Genomic DNA, 1,021 nt, shown 5'->3' on the forward strand with positions numbered 1-1,021 from the left:
GCCGAACCAGCCCACGCACCGCGGCCGAACGCAGGAACGGCCATACCCAGAAAGTCCACTACACGATCACGATCGCCGAGTCGAATCTACCCAAAGCGGACTGACCGGCCTTAACTTTAGGGCAGTGCCAGAAGCGCCCGGTCAATAGAGGCATCGATAGCAGGCCAGCGTTCCGCCGTGGTGATGAACCACTCGATGAAGTCGCCCATGCCGCTGGGCTCTCCGTCAGCAGCGCCCGTCACAGGATCCACTGAGCCGAGGCGTAGGCGCACCCACCCCTCGTGCGCCTGTTTCATCGCTACCAGCCGCCCGACCGTCCACGTCCCGGGCTGTGAATCGATGAGCTGATGATGGTAGTTGCAGAGCAGAATCAAGTTCTCGTACTGGTTGCGCTCCTTGGAGGCGAGCTGGGATGATCCGCGCGGGCCGTTGGGACTGTCGGCCACGATGTGGGCAATCTCCCCCAATGCGGCTACAGGATCGCTGTCGGTCTCCTGCGCTGTAAGCGCCCTGTTGCACCGTGGAAAGGCGCACATGTCGCCGGAGCGCTGGAACAGCTTTCGCTGCTCAGTAAGAGAAACAGCCATCAAATCCCCTGGAAACATCCAACTCGCACAGGCTATCGAGAGCTCTATCTTCCACCCTCCCGCCCGAAGCAGCAGGCGTGGTAAGAAGGTCGTCAATCCCGTGCTCTTGTGTAAGACGAAGCTGCTCGTCCGGCCCGACGATCCCGACGAACCGCGTGAGCAAGGTACCGCTTGCGATGTCGGCATGGCGGCTCGGCGCTCCTGGTGCGAGACACGGGTGCGCGGCCTCTGCATCTAGAAGTCGGCAGAGCCCGCTTCGATCCGCCCTGCGGAGAGGCCCGGACGGGCCGGCCGCGTTGCCCGGCTAACCCTGGCTATTCGTGACGTAGTTCGTAATGCAGCCCGCTGAGATGCGAAAGGTGCGCCCGGCCTGCAAGGATGTGATTGCCTAGATCATGTCCATACAGGGAACGGGTGCACCTTTCTGGTGTCCA

At 62.2% G+C, this 1,021-nt stretch carries 1 protein-coding gene; it reads right to left on the minus strand.

Annotated features, from left to right (window positions below):
- Positions 1-116: 116 nt before the first annotated feature.
- A complete protein-coding gene (locus KGA66_RS29195; RefSeq protein WP_211472850.1) occupies positions 117-587 on the minus strand; it encodes a hypothetical protein in 471 nt (156 codons plus the stop codon).
- Between the last annotated feature and the right edge of the window lie 434 nt (positions 588-1,021).

Source organism: Actinocrinis puniceicyclus (assembly GCF_018283645.1).
In the GTDB taxonomy this organism is placed as follows: Bacteria; Actinomycetota; Actinomycetes; order Streptomycetales; family Catenulisporaceae; genus Actinocrinis; species Actinocrinis puniceicyclus.

Excerpts from the sequence above, each read along its gene's own strand:
- KGA66_RS29195 (WP_211472850.1), bottom strand. The coding sequence starts at position 587 with ATGGCTGTTTCTCTTACTGAGCAGCGAAAGCTGTTCCAGCGCTCCGGC.